At 46.0% G+C, this 25,664-nt stretch carries 26 protein-coding genes and 1 other annotated feature; of the genes, 11 read left to right on the top strand and 15 right to left on the bottom strand.

The window, feature by feature from the left end:
* Positions 1-2: 2 nt before the first annotated feature.
* The 6 genes from J2T16_RS19910 to J2T16_RS19885 form a co-directional block, all read right to left on the bottom strand.
* Positions 3-827: a metal ABC transporter ATP-binding protein gene (locus tag J2T16_RS19910; protein ID WP_499019104.1), complete on the bottom strand. Its 825-nt coding sequence runs from the start codon at positions 825-827 to the stop codon at positions 3-5.
* A 31-nt stretch (positions 828-858) separates the two neighbouring features.
* Entirely contained in the window at positions 859-1,803 is a 945-nt protein-coding gene (locus J2T16_RS19905; RefSeq protein ID WP_499019103.1) for a metal ABC transporter solute-binding protein, Zn/Mn family, read from the bottom strand.
* A gap of 247 nt (positions 1,804-2,050) precedes the next feature.
* Positions 2,051-4,027, bottom strand: a complete 1,977-nt coding sequence (locus J2T16_RS19900) for a peptidoglycan D,D-transpeptidase FtsI family protein (protein WP_499019102.1) — start codon at positions 4,025-4,027, stop codon at positions 2,051-2,053.
* 288 nt (positions 4,028-4,315) lie between these two features.
* On the bottom strand, positions 4,316-6,346 hold the full coding sequence (locus J2T16_RS19895; RefSeq protein ID WP_499019101.1) for a peptidoglycan D,D-transpeptidase FtsI family protein: 2,031 nt from the start codon (positions 6,344-6,346) through the stop codon (positions 4,316-4,318).
* 109 nt (positions 6,347-6,455) lie between these two features.
* Positions 6,456-7,601, bottom strand: a complete 1,146-nt coding sequence (locus J2T16_RS19890) for a transglutaminase family protein (protein WP_154891079.1) — start codon at positions 7,599-7,601, stop codon at positions 6,456-6,458.
* Between the two features lie 20 nt (positions 7,602-7,621).
* Positions 7,622-8,077 (bottom strand): ATPase, encoded by a 456-nt coding sequence (locus J2T16_RS19885; RefSeq protein WP_090919599.1) that lies wholly within the window; start codon positions 8,075-8,077, stop codon positions 7,622-7,624.
* A 214-nt stretch (positions 8,078-8,291) separates the two neighbouring features.
* Between J2T16_RS19885 and J2T16_RS19880 the strand changes: the two genes are divergently transcribed.
* On the top strand, positions 8,292-9,509 hold the full coding sequence (locus J2T16_RS19880) for an MFS transporter (RefSeq protein ID WP_499019099.1): 1,218 nt from the start codon (positions 8,292-8,294) through the stop codon (positions 9,507-9,509).
* Between the two features lie 170 nt (positions 9,510-9,679).
* Positions 9,680-10,027 carry a toprim domain-containing protein gene (locus tag J2T16_RS19875; protein WP_090919605.1) on the top strand — a complete coding sequence of 116 codons (348 nt, stop codon included), beginning with the start codon at positions 9,680-9,682 and terminating at the stop codon, positions 10,025-10,027.
* An 86-nt stretch (positions 10,028-10,113) separates the two neighbouring features.
* Here the strand turns inward: J2T16_RS19875 and J2T16_RS19870 are convergent, their stop codons facing one another.
* Positions 10,114-10,731 carry an SCO family protein gene (locus J2T16_RS19870; RefSeq protein ID WP_154891081.1) on the bottom strand — a complete coding sequence of 206 codons (618 nt, stop codon included), beginning with the start codon at positions 10,729-10,731 and terminating at the stop codon, positions 10,114-10,116.
* 467 nt (positions 10,732-11,198) lie between these two features.
* On the opposite strand from J2T16_RS19870, the gene J2T16_RS19865 reads away from it, so the two are divergent.
* Entirely contained in the window at positions 11,199-12,179 is a 981-nt protein-coding gene (locus J2T16_RS19865; RefSeq protein WP_090919611.1) for a metal-dependent hydrolase, read from the top strand.
* 100 nt (positions 12,180-12,279) lie between these two features.
* Here the strand turns inward: J2T16_RS19865 and J2T16_RS19860 are convergent, their stop codons facing one another.
* A complete protein-coding gene (locus J2T16_RS19860; protein ID WP_090919614.1) occupies positions 12,280-12,495 on the bottom strand; it encodes an alpha/beta-type small acid-soluble spore protein in 216 nt (71 codons plus the stop codon).
* A gap of 119 nt (positions 12,496-12,614) precedes the next feature.
* Here J2T16_RS19860 and J2T16_RS19855 point away from each other — a divergent pair, with 119 nt between their 5' ends.
* Positions 12,615-12,812, top strand: coding sequence for a hypothetical protein (locus J2T16_RS19855; RefSeq protein ID WP_123064719.1), 198 nt, complete (start codon positions 12,615-12,617; stop codon positions 12,810-12,812).
* A gap of 137 nt (positions 12,813-12,949) precedes the next feature.
* On the opposite strand, the gene trpS is transcribed toward J2T16_RS19855, so the two are convergent.
* Complete coding sequence (gene trpS / locus J2T16_RS19850; RefSeq protein WP_499019098.1) at positions 12,950-13,942, bottom strand: tryptophan--tRNA ligase; 993 nt, start codon at positions 13,940-13,942, stop codon at positions 12,950-12,952.
* Between the two features lie 85 nt (positions 13,943-14,027).
* Positions 14,028-14,291 (bottom strand) — a binding site (T-box leader).
* Positions 14,292-14,539: 248 nt separating this feature from the next.
* Here trpS and J2T16_RS19845 point away from each other — a divergent pair.
* The gene (locus J2T16_RS19845) at positions 14,540-15,517 is read left to right on the top strand and encodes an aldose 1-epimerase (protein ID WP_499019097.1); all 978 of its coding nucleotides are present in this window, start codon (positions 14,540-14,542) and stop codon (positions 15,515-15,517) included.
* 203 nt (positions 15,518-15,720) lie between these two features.
* Entirely contained in the window at positions 15,721-15,954 is a 234-nt protein-coding gene (locus J2T16_RS19840; protein WP_090919627.1) for an alpha/beta-type small acid-soluble spore protein, read from the top strand.
* Between the two features lie 126 nt (positions 15,955-16,080).
* Here the strand turns inward: J2T16_RS19840 and J2T16_RS19835 are convergent, their stop codons facing one another.
* Together J2T16_RS19835 and J2T16_RS19830 are read right to left on the bottom strand one after the other, a co-directional pair.
* Positions 16,081-16,491, bottom strand: a complete 411-nt coding sequence (locus J2T16_RS19835) for an O-methyltransferase (RefSeq protein ID WP_090919630.1) — start codon at positions 16,489-16,491, stop codon at positions 16,081-16,083.
* A 283-nt stretch (positions 16,492-16,774) separates the two neighbouring features.
* The gene (locus tag J2T16_RS19830; protein ID WP_499019094.1) at positions 16,775-18,574 is read right to left on the bottom strand and encodes a M3 family oligoendopeptidase; all 1,800 of its coding nucleotides are present in this window, start codon (positions 18,572-18,574) and stop codon (positions 16,775-16,777) included.
* Positions 18,575-18,693: 119 nt separating this feature from the next.
* On the opposite strand from J2T16_RS19830, the gene J2T16_RS19825 reads away from it, so the two are divergent.
* Positions 18,694-18,864: a YycC family protein gene (locus tag J2T16_RS19825; protein WP_221789982.1), complete on the top strand. Its 171-nt coding sequence runs from the start codon at positions 18,694-18,696 to the stop codon at positions 18,862-18,864.
* Positions 18,861-19,091, top strand: coding sequence for a hypothetical protein (locus J2T16_RS19820; protein ID WP_090919639.1), 231 nt, complete (start codon positions 18,861-18,863; stop codon positions 19,089-19,091). Before J2T16_RS19825 ends, J2T16_RS19820 begins: the two co-directional genes overlap by 4 nt.
* Before the next feature lie 18 nt (positions 19,092-19,109).
* Here the strand turns inward: J2T16_RS19820 and J2T16_RS19815 are convergent, their stop codons facing one another.
* Together J2T16_RS19815 and J2T16_RS19810 are read right to left on the bottom strand one after the other, a co-directional pair.
* A complete protein-coding gene (locus J2T16_RS19815) occupies positions 19,110-19,841 on the bottom strand; it encodes a DUF2225 domain-containing protein (protein WP_221790006.1) in 732 nt (243 codons plus the stop codon).
* 42 nt (positions 19,842-19,883) lie between these two features.
* Positions 19,884-20,261, bottom strand: a complete 378-nt coding sequence (locus J2T16_RS19810) for a globin domain-containing protein (protein ID WP_090919642.1) — start codon at positions 20,259-20,261, stop codon at positions 19,884-19,886.
* 556 nt (positions 20,262-20,817) lie between these two features.
* Here J2T16_RS19810 and ylbJ point away from each other — a divergent pair.
* Both ylbJ and J2T16_RS19800 read left to right on the top strand, forming a co-directional pair.
* A complete protein-coding gene (ylbJ, locus tag J2T16_RS19805) occupies positions 20,818-22,059 on the top strand; it encodes a dipicolinic acid transporter SpoVV (RefSeq protein WP_154891085.1) in 1,242 nt (413 codons plus the stop codon).
* 102 nt (positions 22,060-22,161) lie between these two features.
* Positions 22,162-22,965: an NAD kinase gene (locus J2T16_RS19800; protein WP_090919650.1), complete on the top strand. Its 804-nt coding sequence runs from the start codon at positions 22,162-22,164 to the stop codon at positions 22,963-22,965.
* Between the two features lie 56 nt (positions 22,966-23,021).
* On the opposite strand, the gene J2T16_RS19795 is transcribed toward J2T16_RS19800, so the two are convergent.
* Together J2T16_RS19795 and lipA are read right to left on the bottom strand one after the other, a co-directional pair.
* A complete protein-coding gene (locus J2T16_RS19795; RefSeq protein ID WP_244159298.1) occupies positions 23,022-23,444 on the bottom strand; it encodes a YutD family protein in 423 nt (140 codons plus the stop codon).
* Between the two features lie 14 nt (positions 23,445-23,458).
* Entirely contained in the window at positions 23,459-24,358 is a 900-nt protein-coding gene (gene lipA, locus J2T16_RS19790) for a lipoyl synthase (RefSeq protein WP_090919653.1), read from the bottom strand.
* Positions 24,359-24,624: 266 nt separating this feature from the next.
* Between lipA and J2T16_RS19785 the strand changes: the two genes are divergently transcribed.
* Positions 24,625-25,632, top strand: coding sequence for a M23 family metallopeptidase (locus J2T16_RS19785; RefSeq protein WP_499019168.1), 1,008 nt, complete (start codon positions 24,625-24,627; stop codon positions 25,630-25,632).
* Positions 25,633-25,664 lie beyond the last annotated feature (32 nt).

The raw sequence follows: 25,664 nt of genomic DNA, 5'->3' as shown, positions 1-25,664 counted from the left end.
AACTACACCTGGCCTTTCTCCGCTCGGCTGCCGATCATCGCGATGCGACCTCCGTAGGTTTCCTGTAATAAATCCGGTACAAATACTTCTCTTGTTGGCCCAGCGGCAACCAAACGTCCGTTGAGCAACAATACATGATCGAAGTATTCCTCTACCGTTGCCAGGTCATGGTGAACAACTAGAACGGTTTTGCCCTGCTTTTTTAATTGCTCTAGCAGGGAGATGATCGCTTTCTCTGTCGTTGCGTCCACTCCTGCAAAAGGTTCATCCATGAAATACAAGTCTGCATCCTGTACCAGTGCTCTGGCCAGGAATACGCGCTGTTGCTGTCCGCCGGACAACTGGCTGATCTGCCGATACATGTAATCCCCCATACCAACTTGCTCCAGGCACTGAGCCGCAAGATCCTTTTCCTTTTTTCCCGGGCGGCGGAACCAGCCCAGATGTCCATATCTTCCCATCATGACAACATCTAATGCATGTGTCGGAAAGTCCCAATCTACGGACTCCCTCTGTGGCACATAACCGATACGCCGCCTGGTTTCACGATAAGATCCTCCAAAGATCTCAATGTCACCGTGCATTTTCGGAACAAGCCCCAGAACCGCTTTGATCAACGTTGACTTGCCTGCACCGTTCGGTCCAAGAATGCCGATGAGTTGCCCTTCAGGTACATCAAAGGAAACATTGCTGAGCACCGGCCTTTTGTGGTAAGCCACGGCCAGGTTCCTCACACGAAGAGGCGAAGAGACCGTTGCTTTTTCCTGTCCGAGCTGACTATTATCTATAGTTTCTAATGCTTGTTTTGTTGTATTGGTATTTTTCATCATCATAGTTCTCCTCCCTTCTGATGATATATTATTTCAAAGCCGCCGCGATCGTTTCGACATTGTGCCGCACCATTCCAATGTAGGTGCCCTCTACGGTTCCCTCAGCCCCCATAGCGTCAGAGAACAGTTCGCCACCAATTTTTACGGTATGGCCCTTCTCAGCTGCCCCAGCAATAATCGCTTCCATCGCTTTAGCAGGTACACTAGATTCGATAAATACGGCTTTGATTTGATTTTCCACGAGAAAATCTCTTAGTTCACTTACATCTTTGGCGCCATATTCTGCTGCCGTACTGATGCCTTGAAGACCCATCACTTTAATGCCATAGGCTTGACCAAAGTAACCAAATGCATCATGTGCTGTTACCAGCACTCGGCTTTCCTCAGGGATCTGCCCGATTTTTTCCCGAACTTCCGTATCCAGCGCTTGTAGCTTCTCCAGGTATGTTGCTGCCTGCGTCTTATACTGTTCCGCATGATCCGGATCTGCTTCCACCAGCGTGTCACGCACAGCTTCGGTTGCACGCATCCAGTGCTTGACGTTAAACCATACATGAGGATCATACTCTGTTCCACCTGTCGCTTGACCGGAATGCAGTTCCTCTACCGGGATTTTTTCGGCAACTGCGGTAACTTGTTTGCTTTTGGACATTTTCTCCAGGATACTGGTCATTTTTCCTTCCAGATGCAGGCCGTTATAGAAAATCACCTTGGCTTGCTCCAGTTTGCGAATATCCCCTTGGGATGCCTTATACAGATGTGGGTCTACTCCCGGTCCCATCAATCCGGTAACCTCAACATATACTCCGCCCACCTCTCGTGCTACATCCGCAATCATGCCTGTGGTTGCTGTAACCTGCACTTTGCCAGTACCGTCTTCTCCCGAAGTACTCGAACAAGCTGTAAGTACAATGACCAGAACAACGCCTATCAGCGTAATGACTCCACGTTGGATACTCCTCATCTTCACCATTAACAAATTGACCGTCCCCTTTCCCTGTCCTAAAATATTTGTCCGTAACTAATTAAGTTGTACAAGGTACCAACTTTTAAACTCGTCTAATAATGTTTCCCTTGTGCAAATTTTAGCCGATGGAAAAATAAAAGGCAAGGGATATTTTCCCCTGCCTGTCCTGTTACTTATGAGTTCAATCTAAAGCCGTTTATTCAATACTTTTATGAGCATGCCATTGTTTCCTATTATTTTATGCCCTTAATCATTAATCTTGTTCTTTATTCTGGTCCTTCTTCCCCTTTGGGATACCATCTAGGCCATACACTTCATCGTATGCATCAAAAATTTTGCGTGCGATCGGGGAAGCACTGACCGATCCAAAACCGCCTTCCGGCACGATAACCGCTACAGCCAGTTTCGGTTTGTCTCTTGGCGCAAAGGCGATAAAGACACCGTTCTCCTTTTTATTCGGTCCGGTTCCTTGCTCGGATGTTCCTGTCTTTCTGGCAAAATCATAAGGGAAACCGTCGAAGGAGCTTACTTTGGTGACCATACCCTTATGCACTTCGTTCCAGTGTGCATCCGCAAACTGCACCTCATTAAGAACCTTTGGCTCAAACTTCTTCACCACATTGCCATCCGCATCACGGATTTCCTTCACCAAGTGTGGCTCCATTCGTTTGCCCTTATTCGCAAGCATTGTGGTGTACTGGGCAAGTTGCATCGTTGTATATTTGGCTTGCTGACCAAATGACGCAAACGCAAGACGTGTCAGTGCAGACTCATTATTGTCTGCTTTATACTCCAACTGACCAAGAAATTCTTTGGGCAGATCAATGCCTGTCGAGACACCCAAACCAAAATCCTTCATGTATTCGTCCCACTTAGCAAGGGCTTTTGTGGCACCATATTTATTCAGCAAACGCTTGCCCACCATATCAATCATAAATGCATTGGACGACTTTTCAATCGCTCTCCGTGCGGTAATATTACCGTTGTAGGCCGAATGTGAGTTCTTTACTTGTCTTCCATCCTTGCCTAATACAGCGTAACCTTTATCAGGATAAGTACTCCCCGTAGTGAACAGTCCCTCTTTCAGGCCGATAAGCACACTGAGCGGTTTAATAACCGATCCAAGCAGAACAACGGACTCTGCACGGCTTGGCTTATTATCATTGGGCGGGAAAGACTCTGTCGTCCCGTTTCGGAAAACATACTTGATTTTGTCATAATCCCAGTCATTCGGATCATAGTCCGGCATACTTGCCATAGCTACCACATTGCCTGTATCCACTTCCATAGCTACAGCGTAACCTGTAATGGCCTTTGGAAGCTTTCGTAATTCATCCGTAATAGCCTTTTGCGCGGCAAGCTGAACCTCCTTGTTGATCGTGGAGATCAGACTGTACCCCTTCTCTGGTGGAGTCAATTCCATCGTGCCTGTAGGTAAATTCCTAGAGTCAATATCAATGGATTGATATCCGCTTCTTCCGCGAAGCTCCTGCTGATATTGCAGCTCCAACCCATCGAATCCAACCCTCTCATCCTGTGAATACACCAATCCTGGATCACGTTGAGAAGCCGATTGCTCTATGATCGTTTTGTATTGCTTCAATGCCCCTGCTCCCTTAAAGTCCCGCGTATAACCAATAACCTGCACAGCAACACGATCAGGGTCATATCTCCGTACATTCTCTTCCAGCACCATTACGCCAGGATACTCCGTTTTTTTCTCTAGAAAAAAAGCAATTTCCTGGGTCGTCAGATCAGACTTGACCAGTCTTGGCACATAACCGAATGTCTTCTGATGATCCAGATCCAGTCTTTTAATAATCTCCTCTGCATCCGGCTGCTTCTCGTCTCCCGGATTAAATCGTTTGAATATATCTGCAAGTTCACGGGCCAGTCCCTCGGCTTCCTGCCTACGATCATCATTACGATAATCTTCATATAACAGCACATACAGTGACTGTACCGGCTCCGAATAAGCAAGCGCCACTTTCCCGGTCGCATCATAGATCGGGCCGCGCACCGGGGCTAGAGGGATATCTTTTGTATTGCGCGTAGATTCCATGTACGTCAGTTCAGGCCCTTCGACAAACTGCACAAATGCCAGTCGGAAGATCAGAATGCTGAATATGACAAATGCCACGAAAAAAAACACATTCAGCCTCGCGCTGGTCGATTGATTTACCGCTCTCTCATCTTCGTTCGGCGGTTTATTTTTAAGTCGATTAAACATATGCTCCCCTCTCCGTTCTTTGTATAAGTTTAAAAATCACACGATCTATACATACCGAAACGTCATAACAGACCCCAACAGACAACAGACCAAAATGGCAAACTCTCACTTCTTAAGTGTAGCAAATGCAGACTGTAACGTCTTTCTAATTTTGGTTACATTTTCGTAATAAGAAGCCCTCTGTATATAACGTAAGAAGACTGCCTGGGTTCCATAAAAAAAGCAACAAAAAAAGGCCCCGTTCTGGGGGCCTTTTAACATATGGAGAACACGATCTCCATCACTGCATCACTGTGTACTTGTTTCTGTTTCTTTATCTTTATTTTTTTTCGGAACACCATCCAGGCCGAATTCCTGGTCGTAAGCATCGAAAATCGCACGTGCAACCGGAGCCGCACTGTTGGAACCAAAGCCCCCTTCCGGGATCATGACCGCAACAGCCAGTTTTGGATTGTTACGGGGTGCAAAAGCGATAAATACCCCGTTATCCACCAGTTTCCCTCCAATATTCTGTGTCGACGTACCTGTTTTTCTCGCAAAATCATAAGGGAAACCGCCAAAGGCAGAAACCTCGGTAGCCATACCACGCTGTACTTCATTCCAGTATGCATCACTGAAGTCTGCTGTGCTGAGCACTTTCGGTTTCACCTTCTCCACCACATTGCCTTCCGAATCCCGGAACTCTTTAACAAGCTGTGGTTCCATGCGTTTTCCTTTATTCGCGAGCATCACGGTATACTGCGCGAGCTGCATGGTTGTATATTTTCCTTGTTGTCCAAAGGAAGCATAGGCTAGTTTGGTCAAGGAACTTTCCGTTTCATTTTCATATTCTTTACGCCCAGCCCATTCATTCGGCAAGTCTACTCCTGTTTTTATACCAAGACCAAACTGCTCCATGTACTTATCCCACACGTCAACGCCCTTAGCACCATATCGTGCGTACAGCTTCTTACCAACTTCGTCAATCATAAATACGTTGGAGGAATGACGAATGGCGTCGCGAGGGTACATGGCACCGTAAACGTGACCCGATGAGTTCTGTACGCGTCGGTTATCTCCACCGAATGTGGTTGAACCTCGGTCGATATACACTGAGTTAGTGGTAAAGAAACCTTCCTTCAAACCGATCAACACACTAAGTGGTTTAATCGTTGAACCGAGCAATACGACGGATTCTGCCCTTTTCTTGGAATCACTAGGCAGGAACCCTCGGATCGTACCATTCTGGTAAATATATTTGATTTTGTCGTAATCTTCTGTGCTGATACTGCCTGTTCTCCACACATTCGTATCGTAATCAGGCATACTGGCTGCCGCTACAACCTTCCCTGTATCCACTTCCATCGCTACAGCAAAGCCTGTTTTGGCATTGGGATGCAATCTGCCCGATACCGGATTACGATGCAGCCAGCTCAACTGATCCATAATTGCCTGTTCGGTTTTCACCTGCACATTTTTGTTGATGCTGGAAATCAGGTCATAGCCTTTTTGCGGCGGGGTTGTACCCGCTACACCTTCAGGCAAGTTACGTAAATCAACGTCAACCGACGTATAACCACTTTTGCCCCGCAGCTTATCCTGATACTGTAGCTCCAGTCCATCAAATCCAACAAACTCATTTTCCGTATAGACCAGACCTGGATCAGTCTGCGTTTTGTTTGCTTCATCTACTTCTTTATATTTTTTCAACGTTTTGGAGCTTTTGAATTTTTTCAAATAACCAATGGATTGAACGGCCACTGTATCCGGATCGTAGTAACGTACACTTTCTTCCACAATCTGAATACCTTTGAATTCATCCTTATGCTGGAGGAAATAAGCAACCTCCCCTTCGGACAAATCACTCTTGATCAGACGTGGCATAAACCCGTTAGCCTTGCGAGAATTCAGATCCATTTCCTCCATGATTTGATCCACGGTCAAGGATTCGGAATTCGGGGTTTTATACTTTTCAAAAACATCATGCAGACGCGTAGCCATCTCTTGAACTTCACCAATTTTCGGATTTGGCTGGCCATCCACATCCCCGTAGTTTTTGTACAATGTGAGATACAGCGACTGAATCGGCTTGGAATACGCCAGTTTCACCGTCCCCGTAGAATCGTAGATGGTTCCTCTCACCGGAGCAAGCGGCACATCCTTCGTAATGTTACTTGCTTCTTCCTGACTGAGCTCAGGTCCTTCAACGAATTGTAAAAACGCCAAGCGTACAATGATTACACTAAAAATAACAAAGGAAGCGAAGAAAAATACGTTCATCCGGTAACTAAAACGCCGTTTGTCCGCAAGTTCATCCTTCTCATTGGAATGCTTTTTCATTCATCCTACCTCTTTCATGACTTGATGCATACCGCAGAACCTTAACTTACCGGCATGATAACCTGGCAACGTCGTCATATTCCGAACCATATCCGTGTCCGGTGTACTATCAGGCTGACTGATCTTTCAGATGCGTGTCGGCAAAGTTAGGTGGGTTAAACCAATCTCCGCTGATGGCCCACGTTGGATCAAGTGGAACCCAGCGATTCGAATCACTCAAATAGACTTCATTCCATGCATGAGGGCCGTACCCTCCCTGACCGTTATATCCCAGACCTGTAACAACCCTGACATCAAGCCCCTGAGAACGTGCCATTACCGCATATAAGCGGGCATAATCGATACATACCCCTTTGCGCGTATCAAAAGTATTCTGAGGGGTCTGTTCATGCCATATTCCCCTCTGTTCATAATCATCCACTTTCCCGTAGTCGTATTGAACCCGGGTGCCAACCCAGTCATACAGAGCTCTGGCTTTTGCCTCATCCGTCGATTTTCCTTTGACAATCTCCTGCGCGGCTTGCTCAATATCGGCTGGAATATTGTGGTCAATCACTTCATATTTCCGTTGCAAAATACCTCCGAGTTCCTTCTGCACAGCCTGCGTGAATACCGGAAGTTTGTCCTTGATAAACGTACCAGACAAAGGCTCAATCACCGATTTAGCACCCTGCATATAGATCGGAGATGCCTCCACATAACGGCTGAACATACTACCCGGATAGAGACTTACAATCATGAACAATACGGCAATCACAATGATTCCTCGGACCGAACCGATGACCGTGCCGATCACTGCGCCTGTCAGCCGGCTAAAAATCCCTTTTGGCGCAGCTTGCTCATCTCCTGCATGTCTTCTGCGAAATATGAAGGATGTTAAAAATCCAAGAATCATGCGAATCAAGCCGTAACTCAATACAAATAATACGGCAAACCGCATAAGCGGGAAATCTGCGATCGCTGTAACCAGCGTATAATACAGCTGTTCCCACCGGTTTAACTCACGATTAGGCATATCCCCGGCATGTACAGATAACCATTGCTGTACATAAGGCGCAAGCCATAACGTCAGACCGATAGATAACAAAATACCAATGACCGCCATAATACCGTCCATCAGGAAACCAAAGAGTCTCCCCGCAGAACGTGAAGCCCCTCTGGACCATCCCTGTAATAAGGATGCTGCTACGATCAGCAACAGCAGAATGGTAATCCCATTAAACTCCTTCAGGCTGTCCAGCCAAGTTTGCAGCACGTCTTCATTCCTCCTTTAAACTACGAAGCAGGTGCTGTTTTATTTTTTTGTGCCTGTTCGACAAATGTGCGGATCGTATCGTTGTCGAGTTTCCACTCACCAACAGAAATACCGCGGAAGGTCACATCGACTTTATCCGACTTCGTGCTACCCTTAAGCTCAACGTTAGGACTGGTTATCGTAAATTCACCATTTTTCCCCGCCGCATAGGTGGCCTTGGAGGCTTCCTTCAGCATGATGCTTGTTGCTTCTTTCTTGAGTGTGTCCATCGTGCTGGACTGCACGTCTGTGACGGTTTGTTTGATCTGTTCAATGGAGATGCCGCTGTATATCAGCAGAGCCGCAATAATGATGATGGCAATCGCCCATTTTAACATCGTTTTGACCACATTCAGAACAAAGAACAAAATGATCAGTGCAACGACGATCACCAGCCAGTTCTGCATCACAAACTCTTTGATTACTTCTATGTTCATGATTACACCTTCCGAATTAGAATTGATTCATGACTTCCCGAATATTATACATGATTTCCGAACCTGCTGTCAGCTAAGCCCTCTCCGGCAAAAATAAACGGTCTAAGTTCGTCCTGCGGGGCGTACAAGTAGTACCATGAGGATTCGTCCGACGAACGTGGACACGTTCAAGACCTGTGTACAAACAGGCATCGCCTAACAAGGAGGGGCTCTAGTGAAAACGGCCATCTGGCTATACCTGTTTTTGTTTCTAGCTGTGTTTGATCTGCATGCCCAGTATCCCATTCTGACGCCATTTGCGATATCGCTCGGTGCGGCTCCAACCTTTATCGGCTGGATGATGGGCATCTATTCCTTAACCCACCTGCCTGGCAATCTGATTGCTGGAACACAGATTGATAAACACGGGAGCCGTCGATATATTGTGTTCAGTCTGGTCGGTGCGGGGTTCATCCTACTTCTGCAGGCTCACATTCATACCCCTTGGCAACTGCTCGCGCTACGTTCTATTAGCGGCTTTGTATTAGCCTTTCTATCTCCGGCATGTCTGGCCCTGCTCGCTCAACTCTCCAATGACCCGGTGAAACAAGGAAAATACATGTCGGGTCACGGTGTCGTGCACACGCTGGCTTCGGTGGTGTCACCAGCCGCAGGTGCCGTGATCGTCGGTGCCATGGGGTTCTCTGCCACCTTCTCGAGTCTCGGCTATCTACTCATTCTGACAGGTGTCATTGCACTGCTTACCATGCCGCGTGGCCTCGTTCGCCAGCCGCAGCCATTGACCGAACCCGCAAAACCTGGCCTTGCGCCTTCCGGCTCGGCTAAAGCTAACTCTGATCATTCGCCATCAGAAGCGCCAAAAGCATTCCTGCCCGTTTCCTGGCGTTATTTCATGCTACCCTTGGTTATTGCCTGCGCTCAAGGTATTCTCTTCTTTGAATTACCGCTACGGGGAGGCGGGCATTCCTCCATGATGTCGACAGGTTTACTGTTTTCAATCATTAGCATCGGTGCGCTCTTTACACTCAGCATGCTGTTTCTTAACCGTTATTCGCCCAAACTGCGTTTAGTTGCTGGTGTACTGCTGATGTCCTTGAGTTTTTTCGTGATGGCAGCCGTTCCGCAAATTTCGTTATCCATCGTGTTATTTGTGCTCGGGATGTCCAAAGGTATCATTTTCCCCGCGATGGCTACACTTTTTATTCACTTAAGCGGTGGTAGCAAGCTTGGGCGTATTTTCTCTCTGCAATCGATTGCCACCTCTATTGGTTCGTTTATTGGTCCGATTACGGCTGGACAGCTGAGGCTGGGGGTATCTCCTTATTTCATTGCTTTTATTTTGCTGATGATCGGCATCTTGGTACTCCCCTATTATACGTCAAGACATACTGCCCCGCTCTCATCTTCCGATGCGAAAAGCATCCTGGGGTGAAGTATCTAAGCTTGTCCTGACCAACTTATACGTTAGAGCCTTCTGCAGAACAATTTAAGCTTTGCATCATTCCCCTATTTCCAGATACACTATAAGTACATTCAGTCGATTTTCGCTGTAACATTTCCCGGGGAATGTCGACATCAGCTCTCGAATCAGGGGTGAATAAGATGCCTATTCATGTCATTGTGGAAGGTAAGAATGATCGCAGTAAACTCAAACGTTTAGTGGGTCCAGAGATCAATATTTTGTGCACATTCGGAACGCTGAACTCCCTTAAACTGGAGACACTGCGCAAGCAAGTCGGATATGATGAAGTTTATTTATTCATGGACAATGACAGCTCAGGTAAAAAGATAAGAGGTGTACTGCGCGATGCTTTTCCCGATGCGGTACAAATGTATACAAGACGTGGGTACGCAGGGGTTGAAGGCACACCTGATGAATACATCATCTCGCAATTAGAGAAGGCAGGGCTGGAGGAATATATCCAGTATCCTGACGAACCTTCGTATTAAAAGGAATAACGACAAAAAGGCTGTTTCTGGTTATAGGAACCAGAGACAGCCTTTTCTAAAGACTTCGTGCTTAACATTTTACGGTGTTATTCTTTAATCAGCCTGCGAATGTCCTCTGCGATAGCTTCCGGCTGCACATCTTCTGTATTAAAAGCGTTATAAACCTTGCGAAGCTGGTTATTCTCATCCACCAGCCCAATCATGTTCATATGGGCAAAATCATCCTTGTTCTCGCCTTCGATCAGAATCTGGAACGATTCTTTGGCGAACTGCTTGGTTTTATCCATATCCCCACGCAGGAAATACCAGCCAGAATAATCCGCGTGGAAACGGTCGGCAAAGGTTTTGATCTTTTCCCTCGTATCTACTTTTGGGTCGAAGGAAATCGATACAAAAGATGCCTTATCTCCGAATGTTCCATCTTCTTTCAACAAGTCCTGCACCTGAGACAGTGTAAATGTCGTAATCGGGCAAACATCAGGGCAACTGGTGAAATAAAAGTAGAACAATCGCACTTTGCCTTGCGTATCCGCCAGCGATACGTTACGACCATCCACATTTTCCATGGAAAACGATTGGATCTCCCGAATCTCGGGTAATTTCTCCTGGCTGGCAAATGCCGTATTCCACATTAAATATACCGCCATAATCAGTGCAATACCGAGCAAAATCCACGTCCATTTGTATTTCTTAATGACCTGCATCCTCTTCCCTTCCCCCTAACAATGTACTAGTGAATGCGCATACATATTTGATCCATAAAAACCCTCTGTTAAGCTGCCCTGGCTTACTGATACAAAATGATTTCGGTTAACGTGATAAATTAAATCTACGTTATCATTTCAGCCAAGGGATACATATGTATAATACAGTGCCTTCATTACGGGACATATCTTGGCTTATGACAAGGTCGTTGTTCACAAAATATGTCTCATCGCGACATGTTTATTAAATCCACGCGACTTCCGATATAAATTTTATCACAAGAAACCACGGAATAGTTTGACAATGTTCGTACATTTGTTGGGAAATGGACAGATTGTTACCAGGGCTTAGCATGTTTTGCATCCATGCGGGTGGATAATATACACTAGAATTGGGTATCACCTAGATAGAGAAGGTTAATTTTGATGACGATACACTGACGTTACACCTTATAAAGGAGAGATTTATGGATACCTCTACACATTTTGTTATGGGCATTGGTTTGGCGGGTCTCGCCTATGTTGATCCTGTCGTTGCAACCGACCCCATGCTGGCAGCCGCCGTCATGGTAGGCACGATCGCCGGCTCCCAAGCCCCTGACATTGATACTGCACTGCGTTTTAAAAGTAATTCGCTCTATATTCGAAATCATCGGGGACTGTCCCACTCGTTGCCGTTTCTGTTGTTATGGGTACTGCTAATTACGGGTGTGATCGGATTGATTTTTTCAGGAGTTTCACTTGGTCATGTTGCCCTCTGGACTGCTGTAGCTGTAGGCATACATGTCTTTACCGACTTGTTCAATACGTATGGAACACAGGCTGCCCGTCCTTTTACGGAACGCTGGATTGCCTGGAACATCATTCATATCTTTGACCCGTTCCTGTTTACTACACATGTGATTGCGATTCTATTATGGGCTTTCGACCTTATCGCACCTGCCCCACTCTTTACTACGCTGTATATCCTGATTGGAATATATTATGTATGGCGTACCATCGCGCGGGCACTGGTGGTTCGAAAAGTGAGACGTATGGATAACAGTCCGGAACCAGCCAAATACATTGTGATTCCAACGATTTCCTGGAGCCGCTGGCATGTTGTCAAAACGAATAAGGATGGAAGTTATGAGCTTGGTAAGATCGATGGTTCTGAGCTGACCTGGAGCCTGCATGCCACCTCTTCCACTCATGCAGCCGTTGTAGCCTCACGCAAGGCACCGGAGGTTAGTGCATTCCTCTATTTCACTTCTTATGCTGTAGCCGAGGTGGAGGAACTTCCTGCCGGATATAAAGTTCGCTGGGCTGATGTTCGGTATCGACACCGGAAACAGTATCCCTTTGTCGCCGTAGTGGTCATGGATCGTAACTTCAAAACAATTGATACTTACGTAGGCTGGCTAAGTGATGAAAAAATGGATAAAAAACTTTTATCTGCTCGCCCTTGACGCAGACCTTGGTTGCAGGGCACAATCGTTATAGGAACGATTGCGCGGGAAAAGCCCGGAGCGTTATCCGCTCCGGGCTTTTACTGCTTTGGTATATAAATTATTTGCCAGACAGAGACTGCTCAGCGATTTGTACCAGACGTTTGGTGATATATCCACCCAAAGATCCAGTCTCACGGGAAGTGTAGTTACCATAGTATCCGTCTTGCGGGATAGTTACACCCAGTTCTTGTGCAGCCTCCATTTTCAATTGTTGCAGAGCTGCTGTCGCTTGAGGCACCACCAAGTTGTTAGAAGAGCGAGATCCTTGAGCCATATTTAAAATCTCCTTTCAATCTGTGTCTGTAATGTATTGCAAGCTTGCAAGATTATTATGGCTCGCACGCTTCAGGTTATACGAAAATTCAATAAATTTGTACATGGAGGTTTTTCCCAATGAGCAAAGGCTTATCCTTATGGTTTGCATTTTCTTCGATAGTTTTGTTAACGGTTACAGCAATCACGATTTCTTACAACGGCTGGCTTGCAGCCCTGCTGTTTGTTCTATCCATGGCTAATATCGTTTGGGGATTTGTCATCCGGGCGAAAAAAGAACGTCAGGAAGCCCGCTCCGCTTCCGAATCAGCTTCATAAGCTATTGTTATCATATGAAGTTAATAAGTCAAAAAAGAGGAGGCGGATGGATTCATCCGTCTCCTCTTCTATGTTAACAATGATTAACCGTTCATGGTCTTTATGCTAAATTGACTTTGCTGAACCTGTATTCCCAATTACAGCTTACGTCTAGGAACGAAACCCATCCGCTCTTTCACCGCATCCAGCGTCTTCGCAGCATCCTCTTCAGCACGACGTGCCGAAGTCTCTAATACATCTGCAAGCTCACCAGACTCACGAATTTCGTTGTATCTTGCTTGTAACGGTTCGATAACAGAGACAACGACTTCGGCGAGTTCCTTTTTGAATGGGCCGTACATTTTGCCTTCGTAACGCTCCGCCACCTCATTCAGTGTCATACCCGCACATTCCGCATAGATGCTCATCAAGTTGCTCACCTCTGGCTTATTCGCCGGATCATAGACAACTTCACGACCGGAATCCGTCGTAGCACGGCTAATTTTTTTGCGAATGACATCCGGCGGATCTAACAGGGCGATATAACTTCCTGCATTGGGGTTACTTTTGCTCATTTTTGAGGAAGCATCATCCAGTGACATGACACGCGCACCGACCTGTGGAATATAAGGTTCAGGAATGGTGAAATATTCTCCGTAACGATGGTTAAAGCGCCCTGCCAGATCACGAGTCAGCTCCAGATGCTGTTTCTGATCTTCCCCGACAGGCACGAGATCTGCATTATACAGCAATATATCTGCAGCCATCAGGGATGGATAAACGAACAGTCCTGCGCCGACAGAATCTTTGCCGGAAGATTTGTCTTTAAACTGGGTCATACGCTCCAGCTCACCCATAGATGTGAGCGTTGTCATCAACCATCCGAGCTCTGCATGCTGTGGTACGTGAGATTGCAGGAATACGTGTGATTTGCTCGGATCAATTCCTGCCGCGATGAACAATGCGGCCACAGCCTCGGACTGTTCACGCAGTGCCGCTGGCTCCTGTGCCACTGTAATAGCATGAAGATCTACAACCATAAAATGACACTTATAGTCATGCTGTAATTTCACAAAATTTTTAATCGCACCAATGTAGTTGCCCAGTGTAAGCTTACCGCTCGGCTGAATACCTGATAATACCGTTTTCATCTGATACGCCTCCCTAATTCACACATCATCTAGAATTCAAAAATTTGGCATCTTCGCTCTGCGAACGCAAAAAAGCCCCACATCCGCAAGGGACGTGAGACCGTGGTGCCACCCTTATTCGCTTTCCTCTCCGCTATCCTGATATGCAGGAATATAGCAGGGAAAAAGCCTTCATTGTTCCTTAACGTGGAATAACCGGCATAACCTAATGAGATCTCCCTGTATAGCTCGATCTGTTCAGTTATACACTCAAGGGTCCATTCAAAAAAGAGTTCACACCAGTTCGCATCAACCACTGGCTTTCTGAAGAGAATACTCCTTGCCTACTTGTCCCCGTCATCGCTTTGATATCATTCAGTTCATAAAAAGCTTTTAGAATTCCATATTAATGCCCTTAAGCCTGAATGTCAAAATGAGATGAGTTTTTTTTCGCGAAGCTTGAAAATCTGTTATGATGGTATTGCTTATCCTGTGAAGGCTATGATGCTGATCGCAGGATGTCTTAAAAAGTTGGAATGATCACAATGACACGCCTGTAGCAGTTCAGCAAGCCCAACTGCATGCAGACAGATTTCAAGTGGGAAAAGGAGCATCGATATGAAACAAGTGACCAAAGGTCAATGGAATGGTTACGACACGTATATCCTACATAGCCGTGAATTGGAAATCACCCTGCTGCCTCGTCTGGGAAATAATATCATCTCGATTCGCGATTTGGTGCAGAATAGGGATGTCGTTCGTCGCCCGGACGAAAATGATCTGGCTTTCTATTTACAGAAGCCCTATCATTTTGGAGTCCCGTTGCTTATACCTCCAGGACGTATCCATAAGGGACAATTCGAGTATGAAGGTGTACGTTATCAGTTCGATCAGAATACGGCGAATGGCAACCATATTCACGGTCTCCATCGCAGCCAGTCCTGGTGTGTCAGTGATATTGAAGAAGATGAGGACGGCTGTGCAATCACAACCGAACTATTAACCGAAAATGAAAAACATTGGATGGAACAGTTCCCCATCCCTCTGAAACTTGAAATGACATTCAGCTTGAAAAATGCTGTACTGACCCAGCGGTTGCGTGTCACCAATTTGAGTTCAACACCTGCTCCCTTTGGGATGGGATATCATACATGGTTTTTGCTCGACGGTAAACCTGAAGATTGGACACTACAGCTACCTGTTTCCGGATTGTATGCACAAAATGAAGATCAGCTGCCTACAGGCGAAATAGAAACGTTACATGATGAATGGTCCTCTATCGGGGAAGGAATCAACATGCAGGGAAGAGACTGGGATACGTTGCTTCGTGCGGCGGAAGGTCAGCCTGCAGTTGCTCATTTGCGGAGAAATGATGGATATGCACTGAAATATTCAGTAGATGAAGCATTTTTCAAACACTGGGTTTTGTATACCAAAGGAGAATCCGATCAATTCTTGTGTATTGAACCTTACACCTGGTTGCCGGATGCGCCGAATCTGCCATTGACTGAGGATGTAACTGGACTGATCCGGCTTGAACCAGAGCAACCTGTAGAGCTGTTCACCCATATCGAGGTTGTTCCACCAATTGACTAAGCAATACTTTTTTTACAATAGATGAACTACCTCGACTTTTGCTATTCTCGCAATGATGCAAAACAAGCCGATCCGCACTGGATCGGCTTTTTGAGTTGACATGCCTTCGTTTGATTATCCATATATTCCCTTACGCCATATCATGTATATTTCCTCATTCTCGATCCATACTAACATCACTAACCCACAAGGAGGTGAGACATATGTACGGAAGCCAAAACCAAGGTGGCGGAAGCCGCTCTAACAATCTGGTAGTACCTCAAGCGAACGCAGCATTGCAACAACTGAAAATGGAAGCTGCGCAAGAGCTGGGTGTAACTATTCCTCAAGATGGTTACTACGGTAACTATACTTCCCGTGAGACTGGATCTCTGGGTGGATATATTACAAAACGTCTGGTACAAATCGCTGAGCAGCAATTATCGGGTCGTTCGTAAGCTCGTAATTATTGCTTGAGTGTTGCTGAAAATGAATGGCGGCCTTCTTCGGAAGTGCCGCTTTATTTCTATTTTTACTAAACATGTGTAACAAACTTAACGATATCATTCTCTGGTTTTGCTAAATTATGAGCCAGATCCCATCCCCGAATCCAGATATGTATTCGTTCTAGGGTAGCGAATCATCAAGTTCGCCATGTTGTAATTGGATTCCATCGTCGCATCGATCATGATCATGCCTTGTCTAACGGTAAAGTCATAGCTAATTTCGCCATGTGTCCAATTCCGCTTAAATTTCAGTGTCTCCAGTGCCATAGCGCGGAAGGAAGCACGTTGCGCATGATTAAGTCCCTCACCCTCCATCTCCATCCGTCCATCTTTACCGGTTATCGGATTATGTCGAATGCCGAATTTCCCAATAACGTTATTTCGTATTTGCACAAAAACTACCCCTGAATCTAATCCTGACAGTTCCTGATCAAGCTCTTTAAACACCAGATCTAACTGTCTTGCTAATGAAAGTTGCTCCGTTTTCACGTTAACACTCCTCCTATTATGCTTTTAGTCCTATAAAGCAAGGACTTACGACTCATTATATGACATCATATACGCTTACTCAACAAATATAAACAACTTTGGGTAATTATCCCTATAATTTGCACAATTAATTGCCAATCCCCCTCCTTAAAACGAGTTTTTTCATTTATTTACGACAAAATATACATTCGACTTTAAGGCGCATTACAAATAAAAGAAGCCATAATAGATGTCTGTCAGACAATCCACTATGGCTTCTCTTTTCTCGAAATAGTTGGCTACGCTATTTTATATCTGAGGTCATCTCTAAAAATTGCTCAATATCGGCAATAACTAAATTCGCAGCATTTTGCCAGAAGTCCGGTTGTGTCAGATCTGTACCCAGATGTTTCTGAGCTAGTTCCTCCACAGTCATTCGTCCAGTATCACGCAGCAAATCATCATATTTCCCCGCAAAAGCCGTACCTTCTTGTTGTGCCCGAGCATAGATTCCCGCACTAAACATGTACCCGAAGGTGTATGGGAAGTTATAGAAAGGTACACCTGTCAGATAGAAATGCAGTTTCGATGCCCAGAAATGAGGATGATTTGATGCCAGAACGCCGCAGTATGCCTCTTCTTGAGCCTCCACCATTAATCTGCTCAACTCGTCGGCACTTACCAGGCCTTTCTTACGTTGCTCATAGAAACGATTCTCAAACAGGAAACGGGCATGAATGTTCATAAAGAACGCAACACTACGCTGTATTTTATCTTCAAGCAACGCCAGCTTCTCCTGCTCATCACTTGCAGTTTGCACCAATGCATCGGCAACGATCATCTCTGCGAATGTAGAAGCCGTCTCAGCTACGTTCATCGCGTAACGCTGATTCAATGCCGGCAGTTCTTCCATGATATGCTGGTGGTATCCATGACCAAGTTCGTGCGCGAGTGTGGATACATTCGACGCCGTTCCAGAGAAGGTCATAAAGATGCGAGTCGCTTTGCTTAGTGGCAGTGAAGTGCAGAATCCCCCTGGACGTTTACCTGGACGATCTTCGGCTTCAATCCATCGTTTCTCAAAAGCCATCTCTGCAAAGCTCGACAGTTTGGGACTGAACTTGGCAAATTGCTCCACGATTGTCTGAGCTGCCCCGTCATACGTCACTTTACCAACAGACTTGCCTACCGGTGCTTCTACATCGCTCCAGCTTAGCTTATCGACACCCAGCAATTGGGCTTTTCGCTCCAAATACTGTACAAGTACCGGTTTGGCTCCGTTGATGACTTCCCACATCGTATCCAGCGTTTGGCGTGACATCCGGTTGATGGAGAGAGGTTCTTTCAAGATATCATGCCAGCCACGCTTCTCGTACAATTTTAGACGGAAACCCGCAAGATGATTCAACGTGTCTGCGCAGAAATCCTCCACATCTGTCCAGGCCTGCTCCCAGGATGCATATACCTGCTCACGCACTGCACGATCACTGTCACTAAGCTTGTTAGCGGCCTGTCCTGCGGACAGCATAACTGTCTCCCCATCCTGTTCAAACGGGATATTCACTTTACTTACAATTGTATTGTAGAATTTGCCCCAACCATGATAACCATCCACAGCCAGATCCAGAGCAAGCCCTTCCAGCTCCGGTGACAATTTTTCTTTCGCTTGTGTACGACTCTCGTTTAACACAAAGGACAAAGGTTGGATTTCAGGACGTTCAAGCCATTCCGCCCATACATCTTCTGGCATCTGGCTAAGTATATTGTCGAATTTGGATTTACTGCTGCTGAGCATCGCAGCAATGGAACTAACAGTCCCTTGAAGTTGAGTCGCTTTTTTATCTTGCTGATTTTGAGCGGACAGACAAGATACGAACGCAGACCCTTCAGAGATTCGAACATAACAATTTTGCAACAGTTCAAGAATAGGATCAAAAGTCTCTGTATCTTTCAATGTTGCTGGAGCAACCGTTTGATTCAATGTTTCTTGCAACTTTCGCACATCCGTTTCCAGCTTACTCAGATATGCGGCGAATGCTTCGGAAGAAGAACCTCCACTAAAGATGGACTCCAGATCCCATACAGGATGTAATGGCATTTTCATCTAATAAGGCACCTCTTTCTATAGATTCGGGTGAATAGAATTGAATTAAAAACTGGTTTTATACGCAACGTATCTCTATACTAGAGAAATAATAAGCAACTTTTTCAGGAGGTAAGTGTATGAAACCTTTACAAGTATCGGCTGAAACAGCCGTCAAATTAGCAGCATCTCTGGGCGTGCCTCTGGAACATCTGATGCATATGCCTCAACATATTCTCATGCAGAAGATTGCAGAATTGGCCAAGGAAGAGGCCGCTAAATCTTCAGATCAGGAAGACAAATCCAAATGATTCCTTTTGAGAACAGTTGGCCATACGATGTCATTATGGGGGATATCTATGTACAGCAATGCCCTTTTTGCGGTGCAAACAATGTGCTACTTCCCCTCAAACCCAAGGAACTCATCCGTATCCGTGAAGGAAAAAAGAAATTGCTTGTCTTTCCCTGCTGTAATAGCAGCATGACCGTCATTGATACCGATAACGATTACCTGTTGTCCAGTCGTCCTGTTCGATAAATACATCCTGCAATACACTTAGAGAGGGCTGCGCTTTGCAGCCTCTTTTTCTGCTTCCAGCATCTCTTGTGGCAGTTCCATTTTTCCTGATATCATCTGTTCACGTAGCAACGCCCATTGTTCTCTTGACGCACGAATCATCGCTGCATCTGTAATGCGTTTGTCATGAATGACTCTACCGAACCATTGAACCGCTTCATGGAACCTTCCTACTCTGCGATTCAGTTCTCCAAGCAGATATAGTAACTTCGCCTCATTACCGCCTGTTCCTTCCCGTTCAAACACCTTGATATAAGCTTCCAGGCTGAACTCGAGAAAACGATGCTCCTGTGTATGATCTTCCATATACCGATACAACCAGGCTATATGATGCAACAGGCCAGCAACGACACGATCCTTTTCCTGAATAACCTGAGCACATAGCAGACCCAATTTGTACGTAGCAAGTGCCTGTTCCAGATTTCTTGCTCCACTATAATCTCGCTTAACCCAACGGTTTCCGATCTGCTCAATGAACGCCTTGCGCTGTATCTCATTCAGATTACCTGAAGAATTTTCGGTAGAGGCAAATCCACACGAAGGACAGATTCGGACAACATAAAAATCCGGATTTTCCTGTTTGTAATAAGCACAAAAATCAGAATCCGTTCGGTAAGGCCGTTTCAAGCTCGGTCTTACTCGTGACGTTTCAAATTCATTCTCGCAATAATGACATGTCACCTTCACCTTATACAGCGGCTCTAATTCCACTTGTTCCATCCCTCTCCCGTAAGGCTTGTCGTATATTTGGAACTATGGCGTATTCACAAAATGGTGAGCTGGCCCCGATAAACGCTGCAAAATAAACGAATGCAACGGTTCTTCCACACCAATTTGTGTTAACGCTTGATTCATACATGCAAGCCATGCCTCTGCTCGCTCTACCGTCACCTCAAAGTGCATATGACGAGCACGCATCATCGGATGTCCGTAGGCCTCAGAGAACAATGCAGGACCACCAAAAAATTGAGACAGGAACATGTATTGCTTGTCCATTACCGGAGTAATATCTTCCGGGAAGAGCGGTGCTAGTTGTTCATTCTGCAATACGATTGGATAAAAAGCCTCCACCAGCGCCCGAACACCTTGTTCACCGCCAAGATTGTCATAAATACTTAAACTGGAATTCATACTTCTTCCCTCCTTCAATATGTCGAATTTTGTAATATAACACATGCTACAGGAACATGATAAACAACAGATCAACAAGCTGGCCCTAAAAGCCAGCATCTTCATTCTATCAAAAAAAACCAAAAAGTCCTATATCACATGAAAGATCAGATTTGACCAGAGCCTTACGTACCAAGGAGTTCCGGGCCAAAATGACAAAAAAAGCGCCAACCTTCAAGGCTGGCGCATCACATATTCCATTAATAACTTCGCCAATCTTCCTCTTCAGTACGCACCAGCGAGGCACGTATCACATACACAAATGCACAGACCAGGACTCCGGCGACAAGACTCATGATCATCACTCCATCCTTATTGATTCCACCTTTATGGCAATTAGGTGACGTTCAGGCGTTTTTACCATTTTAGCATACATCATTCAAAAACACAGCCACTTTTGCAAGCGCTTTCCCATTATTATTTTGTACTGTTTGTCCGATCTTTTTCATATATTTATGGCAAAAGCTCCATCATGGACTGTGATTCCTGCATCTTAACCCTAAAAGGAGAGAAATTCATGAACGTTTCAAAGCGCATCATGCAAATCCTGGTCATCCTTGCTCTCCTTTTCTTTTGTGTTCTGATGGCTTTGTACCCATCTGAAACTTGGCATGCCAGTGTGAGGGGACTATCGATCTGGTGGGATGTTCTGTTCCCTTCCCTTTTTCCATTTCTGGTTTTATCCGAGTTGCTACTCGGTTTTGGTATTGTGCATTTTTTGGGTACATTGCTTAATCCACTTATGCGCCCGATATTCCGCGTTCCCGGAAGCGGCGGGTTTGTCTTTGCCGTAAGCTGTGCTTCTGGTTACCCTACAGGGGCTAAACTGACCGCACAATTATGGGAACAGAAACTGGTTACAAGAGAGGAGGGTGAGCGCTTGGTTGCTTTCACTACCTCATCTGATCCGATCTTTATGATTGGGGCTGTGTCTGTCGGTTTTTTCCACAATACGTCCATCGCTCCAATTCTTGTGGCCTCCCATTACTCTGCGGCTATTCTTGTAGGTGTGCTCATGCGTTTCCATGGCCGTCCCGCTGCAACTCTACCGTCTGAATCCCCTCCCGCTCACGGAGAGCATCGCAACCGTTTCCTGAGTGCGATCTATGCGATGCACGAAGCGAGACAAGCCGATGGGCGGACCTTAGGGGAATTGCTTCGGCATGCTATATCCTCTTCCCTCCGGCTTATTATTATCGTAGGCGGGCTAGTTGTATTCTTCTCCGTCATTATGGAATTATTGGTTCAGACCGGATGGCTAGGCATGCTATACACTCTAACGGAACAAGGACTTCAACTTGCCGGTTTACCACCATCCCTGTCCCACAGTCTGGTCGGCGGATTATTTGAAGTGACACTTGGAGCCAAAGAAGCTGGAGCTGCATCCACCTCCATTCCTCTTGTCTTTAAAGTTGCTGCCGCTGCATTTGTACTTTCCTGGGGCGGGTTATCCGTACATGCGCAAATTATGAGCGTGTTAAGCAATACGCCAATGCGATACGGGCCTTTTTTACTGGCTCGAGCAATTCATGCGGCAATTGCACCTCTACTCGTCATTTTGTTATGGCCGCTATTCATGAACATATCGGCCTCGCCTGCATTTCTGGAGAACACGCTGAACCCTTCTGTCTTCGATCACACACCCGGATGGAATGTCATTGGAATAACAGGAATAAAGATGTTCGTCGGTATGCTCGCTACTCTCTTATGTCTTACCTGGATTCGTTCGTTACTGATTCCCAAACGGAGCGAAAAATAGGGCTTTGTCCAAATAGTTTGCCCAGAAGTTGAATCGGACGTTGTGTTCTGGCGCGGAATTGATTATCATCGGTAGTATAATGACCACAAAGGAGCTTTCATCTTGAGATACTATGTTCAAGACCGCGGAGACCAGTTATCGATTGATCTCAGTCAGCAGTTTCATGCGCTGGCGAAGGAAGAAGGATTCAAGCTGGATGCAGAATCGCCGGAGATTGTCATCTCCATCGGAGGCGATGGAACGATGCTTCAAGCTTTTCACAATTTCATCGACCGCATTCCGGATATTGCTTTTGTTGGGGTTCATACGGGCCACCTCGGCTTCTATGCCGATTGGAAGAAGGAAGAATTAAGGGAATTGGTTCGACTTATGAGCGGTAAAGGGGATCCCGATCTCCTTAAACCTCGTATTGTGAAGTATCCATTGCTCGAACTGGAGATTCGTAAGAAATCAGGTAACGCCTCGTACATCGCCCTGAATGAATTCACGTTAAAAGGGGTAGATGGTACCGTCGTAGCACAAGTGGACATCAACGACGTTACATTTGAGATGTTCCGGGGGGACGGGATCTGCGTTTCCACTCCTTCAGGTAGTACGGCGTACAATAAAGCACTCGGCGGAGCCATGGTACATCCAACGATTGAAGCTATTCAGATTGCTGAGATTGCATCCATTAACAACCGTGTCTACCGGACGCTCGGTTCACCTGTCATTTTGCCCAAGCATCACCATTGTGACATTTTCTCACGTAAAGATCAGCGTCTGTTGCTAACCATTGATCATGTCAATGTAATGGTGGAGGATCTGATCTCCGTTCGTTGCCAGGTCTCGGAGCAGAAGGTCAGTTTTGCGCGTTTTCGCCCATATCCGTTCTGGAACCGGGTTCGCACAGCCTTTCTTGATTAGGCAACATGTCTGACCAGCCAAAAGTTTATGTATACGCATCAAAAAAGCGGTCCTTCTCAGGAACCGCTTTTTGCTTTGGCTTGTGGCTGCTCTTTGCACTTCTGCAGTACGAAGTATGCACAGCCAAAGTTACAGTACTCGTTAATGTAATCCACAAGATAAGAGATGGTTGAATCCTTCGTTGCTTTGGGGTGATTGTCTCGATAAAAGCCTTTGAGTCTAAGCTGGCTATAACCCCAGTCACCAATAATATAGTCGTAACGCTCCAGCACTTCGCTGTACCGGTCACGGAACACTTCAGGGTTCCAACCCTGCTTGTGGTTCTGTACAATTTCATAATTTTTACCGCCGACTTGAACAATGACGGGTGCCTTAGGCTTTTCCTGCTCCTGTACAGACTCCTGTTCCGTTTCCTGCAGCTGTTGCTCGTTCTGTTGCTCGTTCTCCAGCTGTTCTTCCGTGTTTTTATTCTGTTCCAATCCGGATTCCTCCATCACGCGTGTGTTGCCGCCTGTTCCGTATGCTGATTCGCTGATTTTACCTGTTCATGGGCATGATAAGAACTGCGTACCATCGGACCGGATTCGACGTGACTGAATCCACGCTTCAATCCTTCTTGTTTCAATGTTGCAAATTCTTCAGGCGGATAATACTTCTCAACAAACAGATGTTTCTCGGATGGCTGTAAGTACTGACCAATCGTCATAATGTCACAGTTCACCGCACGAAGATCATCCATCGTTGCCAAAATTTCGTTATATTCTTCACCTACACCGAGCATAATACTCGATTTCGTTGGGATGTTAGGTTGCATCTCTTTGGCACGAGCGAGCAATTCCAGTGAACGTTTATACTTGGCTTTGGCACGCACCTTGTCTGACAACCGTTCAACGGTTTCGATGTTATGGTTCAAGATGTCCGGTTTAGCATCCATAACGATCTGCAGTGAATCCCGATCACCCATAAAATCCGGAATAAGCACTTCCACACTGCACAGTGGCAGACGCTTGCGTACAGCTTTTACCGTTTCGGCAAAAATGGTTGCTCCTCCGTCCTTCAAATCATCCCGGGCCACACTTGTAATGACACAATGTTGCAGATTCATTTGTTCAGCTGCTTCAGCTACACGTTCCGGTTCCTGTAAATCGAGTTCCGTAGGCAAACCGGTATTGACCGCGCAAAATCGGCATGCTCTTGTGCAAATATCGCCCAAAATCATAAAAGTCGCTGTTCGATTCGCCCAGCATTCATAAATATTCGGACAACGTGCTTCCTCACATACGGTATGCAATGTTTTGGAACGCATCATGTTTTTAATTTCCTGGTAGTTATCTCCGGTTGTCAATTTGATCCGAATCCAGTCCGGTTTCGGTTCTTTAACACGTTTAGCCAATGCATAAACCTTCTTTCTACTGAAGTTAGGCTGTTGCTCGGAACATATTATACCATGAAAGGCTTGGAAAAACCCCCATTTGTCACATCTTGTGCTTACACAACCAAATGGATAAAAACAGAACGTTTGAAGAACGCTAAGATATAGCTTGATTTATCGGGCATAAGTGCATCATCTTAACGGAAAGGGGCTGCTTCCCTGTGCAACATCAGTGGATACTCCGAAATACGTACAGCTTTTGCATCAAAACGTTACTCGCAGGCGCGATGCTTCTCCCATTCCTGCCTGCTGATGTTTACGGTGAGTCTGTCCATACAACAATGACCCAACCCCAAACTGCAGAGACCAAAGCAACCGACATTTTTGCCGCACGTCGACATCTGTATGAAAGTATTGGTCAGATGACCCAAATTCCATGGTACAGGCTGGCCGCCATTGATCAGTATGAACGAACGATTACACGAGCACATCCCAAAGATCGCAAACACCCTGAACGTTTGACTGGTATTTTCTTGACGTCTCCGGCTTGGAGAGGCTGGCTGAACCCGGATGAGACAGACCAGCATCCGCAATCGATTCTTTTTTTCAATGGAAAAGGCAGAGATGGTTCAGGAGACGGGATTGCCGACTCCAACAACGATTTGGATGTACTCTACAGCATGGCCTCAATCATGCAACAATACGGAAACAAACAGGAGGACTTTGGCATAGGCCTGTGGGAGTACTATCACAATTCAAGAGCCGTGCAGCGAATTCAGCAATTTGCGAAATTATATGAGCATTTTGACAATCTGGATCTATTCGGACATGCCTTTCCCGTTCCTTTGGGTACCAATTATTCCTATCGCAGCACATGGGGAACCAAACGAAGTTGGGGTGGATATCGCATTCATGAAGGTACAGATATCTTTGCTCCACATGGTCTGCCTGTTCGCAGTACATGTTACGGCATTGTGGAGATCAAGGGTTGGAATCCATTCGGTGGATGGCGGATTGGTATCCGGGATTTGAACAACCACTATCATTATTACGCTCACTTGTCCGGCTTTGATAAAGGAGTTCGGATCGGTGATGTGGTCACTCCCGGGCAGGTTGTAGGCTGGGTTGGCAGCTCTGGCTACGGCAAGCCGGGAACTCAAGGCAAGTTCCCCCCGCATCTTCATTACGGCATTTACCGTGACAGCGGTCTGCATGAATGGTCTTTCGATCCCTATCCGTTACTCAGACACTGGGAACAGGAAGAACGAAGCCAGAGAAACAAGAAGAGCAAGTAAAGGCGGACAGCATACACCTTGTTAAATACGCG

This window comes from Paenibacillus intestini, from assembly GCF_030803945.1.
GTDB classification, from domain to species: Bacteria; Bacillota; Bacilli; order Paenibacillales; family Paenibacillaceae; genus Paenibacillus; species Paenibacillus polysaccharolyticus.
Note: the sequence above shows the minus strand (reverse complement) of the source record. Positions and strands in the feature narration are given on the sequence as shown.